This window comes from Sinorhizobium sp. CB7 (assembly GCF_041357635.1).
In the GTDB taxonomy this organism is placed as follows: Bacteria; Pseudomonadota; Alphaproteobacteria; order Rhizobiales; family Rhizobiaceae; genus Rhizobium.
On the sequence record NZ_JAULLL010000050.1, the window covers coordinates 1 to 3248 of the forward strand.

The following is a 3248-nucleotide window of genomic DNA, read 5'->3' on the forward strand; positions in this document are numbered from 1 at the left end:
GCGCCGTGGACACGGCGCTGCTGGATTCCTGTGACAGGCACAGGAATGAGGGAAGATGGGGCGACGGCAGCGCCAAACAACCAACAACGAGATCGTGTATTGGCGGGATCGCCCTGTAGGCCGTCCCTCATGGAAATCCCCACCCACCGATCAGCACAGACAACCTCCTGAGAGTTCACATCTAGAGCAGGATGCCGTGTGTGCGGTTTTCGGGCGACATCCCGCTCTAACTATTTGATTGAGAGGCGGATTCAGATTTCAGGTCGGCTCAACCTAAAATCATCCGGCTCTAGCCGCCGCTGCAGGACGCAAGAGGCTTGACGAAACCGCGGCGCGCCCTAGCTCACCTTTCTACACTTCCTTTCCATCGCCCCGCCTGGCACCGCGGGGCATTTTTTTGGCCTGTCGGGCATCGCGTTTTGATTGCCCGGTCGCGGAATTCCGCGCGGGCCACACCTTCGCCGGTCGACAAGCTTCGATCAGAACCGCTGGATATGCTTAAGACCGAGACGACGACGTTCGCTTTCGGCATAGCCTGTGGCCTCGGCCTCGCTGTCGAAGCTTTCGGTCTTCTCGACGCCCTCTTTGATGACGCGGACAAACCACTCGCCGTCACATTCGATCAATTCGATGCTGGCAAGATGCGACTCTGAAAATGGATTGGAATGCTCCATGGCTCCCCTCCGGAGTTGGGGGCGGAAGCAGATGCGCTCTCAGTCGGCAATGCCCGTTTAATTTTCGCCGATCTTGTAACGTTATACCGAAAACAGTTTGCTGTCGAACGATTGCAAAATCGGCGATTTTAGCCGATTTGGACCCGGAGGGAATGCCGAAGCGCGGCCGGTCCGAGGTTCCAGGCATACAAAAAAGCCGCCCGATCGGACGGCTCTCATCTCGGCCAACCCGTTTCTCAGGCGGCCTTCTTCTCGCTCAAAATACCGCGTTTCTTGCAGTAACTGACAATCCCCGTAAGGATCCCGATCCCTGCAATGAAAGCGCCAAGCTGCGCGAAATATTCGATATACTGCAGCGGATTCGGCAACACGATATATTCATAGACCTCGACCAGCGAGAGCGTGATCAAGGTCGCGCCGATCGTCGAATAATCCTTGACGAGCACGCGCGTGAAATTGAACGCCATGCCTTCCGTTGCTTCGGAAAACTTGCTGAACCGGGGGATCCAGCGCGGCACGTCGGCGCAATAGGCGCGATAGCCGTCCCCGAACTTCTCCTCGAGGTAGGCTTCTTCGGCCAGCACGATGCACTGATACATGAAGGCGTAAAGCGCGATGCCGGCGACCACGACCAGCGGATGGCCGTGCATCAGGAAGACGCCGGCATAGATCAGCATGTTGCCGACATAGAGGGGATTGCGGCAGACGCCGAACATGCCCTCCGTCACGAGGTTTTTCGCATAGACTTTTTTATTCTGGCCGCCGCGCCTGATATAGGCATAGCCGATGACAGTTGCGCGCAGGACGAGGCCGGACAGCGCGATCAGCAGCGCAACGCCGTCCTTTGCCTGCTCGAGGGCCTTGCTCGCAAAAAGTTCCGACGGCGGCACCGCAACCACGAAAAGCGCCAGGATAATCAGAGGGAATGCCTGGTTTCTATATCGGAAGAAAAACTCTCCGATCGATATCATTGTTTTCTTCATAGTGTCTTTTGTCTTTCCTGCACGTCACTTGACGGCAATGATCCCGCAGAAATTATACCACCGGAAGAAGACCTCGACGCTGCGGAAGCCGGTTTCCTTAAGCAGCTGGACATTTTCTTCGAGCCGGTAGGGGATCAGCACGTTCTCCAGCGACTCGCGCTTCTTGGCGATCTCGATTTCCGAGTAGCCGTTGCGGCGCTTGAAGTCGTAGTAATGCTGGATGAACAGGCGATTGAACATCGTGTCTTCGCTGGTCAGCTTCTCGATCAGGAGCACGCAGCCCTGCTCGTTCAGCCCTGCATGGATCATCTTCATCACGCGCTCGCGATAGAGCGGGCGGATGAACTGCAGCGTCAGCAGCATCGTGACGACGCTGGCATTCTCCATGTAGACCCCTTGGTGAAGGTCGGCGACCTGCAGGTCGATCGGCCGGTTCGTTCCAGTCTTCCTGATCTTCTGCCGCGCCTTTTCCAGCATGTCGGGCGCATTGTCGACGCCGACGAACTTGATGCTCGGATCCAGCAGTGGGTCCAGCGTCAGAAGCGTTGTCGCAGTCGAGCAGCCGATGTCGTAGAGATTGGTGTTGGGCTTGGAGAAATCGAGCGCAAGTTCGCAAACCATGCGCTGCATTTCCTCATAGAACGGCACGGACCGGCTGACCATGTCGTCGAAGACATTGGCGACCTTCGCCGTGAAGGCGAAATCTCCGAATACCTCGTCCTCCTGGCGGAAATACTCATCCCTTTGCTCGGTGTGCAGCACGATGCTGGCGGTCTTCTTTGACATTTTTCACCTGCTCCCACGGCTTATTGACGAGATCTCGTGCACTTGCGTTTTTCTCAAAGCACGATGCGATCGGCGTGGGGCGCGATCGCTGCTGGCGGCGCCAAAAGTGTCGGCCACCATAGACGATTTATTAAAACCTGCAAGATTCTGTGTCATGCGGGTGGGGGTTCCTTCAGAATTTGCTTATTATTCAAAGGCTTGTCCGGCATTAGAGAAAAGCAACATTATAGCCGGCTCAGCCGGGAAGCAGTGGGCGAAGAATTGGGAGCGGGCCGGGGCGAATTCAAGAGCACCCGGCAATGGCGTTTTTGCGGCGACCGCGCGATGCGAGCTGCTTCTCGTCCTCTATCGGTGGATTCTCATCGCCATCCCTCTTCTCACTCTCCTTGTTTCCATTTCCAAGATTGCCGCAGCATTACGAGCTTGAAAGCGGATCAAGTAGTGCTGCCATAATGGTCGACGCCCATGCATGTCGCGCAAGAGTGTGAAGCGGTTTTGCGGCAACGACATCTGGAAACGAGCAATTCCAGGAAAAGTGCGAAGCGGTTTTCCGCAAGGGATTGCGTAAAAACAAAGGGTAAGAGCGGTTCTACGGTTCCAAGAAACGCCGAACTGCTCTAATTATAAACACTCAGGAGGTTGTCCGCGCTGATCGATGAGGTGGGGATTCCCTGAGAGGTGGGTGGCCTACAGGGCAATCCTGCCAATCCACGATCTCATCGTTGGTTGTTTGGCGCTGCCGTCGCCCCGCCTTCCCTCATTCCTGTGCCTGTCACAGGAATCCAGCAGCGCCGTGTCCACGGCG

The 3248-nt window shown here is 56.2% G+C and carries 4 protein-coding genes; 1 reads left to right on the plus strand and 3 read right to left on the minus strand.

Annotated elements, in window-relative coordinates:
- Nucleotides 1-479: 479 nt before the first annotated feature.
- The 3 genes from AAE029_RS36080 to cmoA all read right to left on the minus strand — a co-directional run bounded on the left by AAE029_RS36080 (nt 480) and on the right by cmoA (nt 2443).
- Entirely contained in the window at nt 480-674 is a 195-nt protein-coding gene (locus tag AAE029_RS36080; RefSeq protein ID WP_371077742.1) for a hypothetical protein, read from the minus strand.
- A 236-nt stretch (nt 675-910) separates the two neighbouring features.
- Nucleotides 911-1657, minus strand: a complete 747-nt coding sequence (locus tag AAE029_RS36085; protein WP_371077743.1) for an isoprenylcysteine carboxylmethyltransferase family protein — start codon at nt 1655-1657, stop codon at nt 911-913.
- 24 nt (nt 1658-1681) lie between these two features.
- Nucleotides 1682-2443: a carboxy-S-adenosyl-L-methionine synthase CmoA gene (gene cmoA, locus AAE029_RS36090; protein ID WP_371077744.1), complete on the minus strand. Its 762-nt coding sequence runs from the start codon at nt 2441-2443 to the stop codon at nt 1682-1684.
- Here cmoA and AAE029_RS36095 point away from each other — a divergent pair.
- On the plus strand, nt 2421-2870 hold the full coding sequence (locus tag AAE029_RS36095) for a hypothetical protein (protein WP_371077745.1): 450 nt from the start codon (nt 2421-2423) through the stop codon (nt 2868-2870). The two genes, cmoA and AAE029_RS36095, sit on opposite strands and share 23 nt — an antisense overlap.
- Nucleotides 2871-3248: the final 378 nt, after the last annotated feature.